1 protein-coding gene is annotated in these 833 nt (G+C 42.1%); it reads left to right on the plus strand.

The genetic code is table 11. The features are described from left to right. Positions 1-724, plus strand: a 724-nt coding sequence (locus ACS8FD_RS18765; RefSeq protein WP_439276963.1) for a pteridine reductase, incomplete at its 5' end; no start/stop codon positions are given. Positions 725-833: the final 109 nt, after the last annotated feature.

Consider the following 833-nt stretch of genomic DNA (forward strand, 5'->3'; position numbering starts at 1 on the left):
CGCAGCTATCATTCGAGCAGCGCATCATCAAGGCTACCGTGTCATTATCCATTGTCATCGTAGCGAGCAACAAGCAATAGCGCTAGCAAACCAGCTTAACGAAATCCGTGATAATAGTGCGACAGTTGTCGTTGCGGATTTAGCAGTTGTCATCAATAGCCATTTATTAACTCAGTTTGTTCAAACCGTTATAGATAGATTTGGACAGCTTGATGTGTTAGTACATAACGCATCACGATTTTACCCTACTCCGCTCAATAGTATAGATAATGACCAATGGGATGAGCTGTTTTTAAGCAATGCTAAAGCGCCGTTATTACTGAGTCAGGCGTTTCTACCTTACTTACAAACGCAGTATGGATGCATCATTAGCCTACTTGATATTCACGCTCATAATAAACCGTTTAAACACTATACCGTCTATAATATGGCAAAAGCGGCTCAACGTATGATGGTGCAGTCGCTAGCGCTAGAGATGGCACCACTAGTACGAATCAATGGTGTCGCGCCTGGGGTCAATATCTTACCAGATGCCAATAGCGATCAAGCACTTGATGATACGCAGCAACAAAATATCATCGACTCTGTGCCGATGCAGCGAATCGGTACACCAGATGATATCGCCCACAGCGTATTATATTTAGCAAAGGCAAGCTATATCACAGGAGAGGTTATTAATGTCGATGGCGGTCGTGGTTTGACTCTCGCTGGAAGCAATTTTTAGTCAGTAAGCAAAAAGAGCTGAATAATATCGTTTAGTTGTTATCTTTTACTTGAAAATTTAAAAAAATCAGGTATCATTGTGCGTCTAACGTTAGGGCCCATAGCTCAGT

It is taken from the genome of Psychrobacter sp. 1U2, from assembly GCF_051847575.1.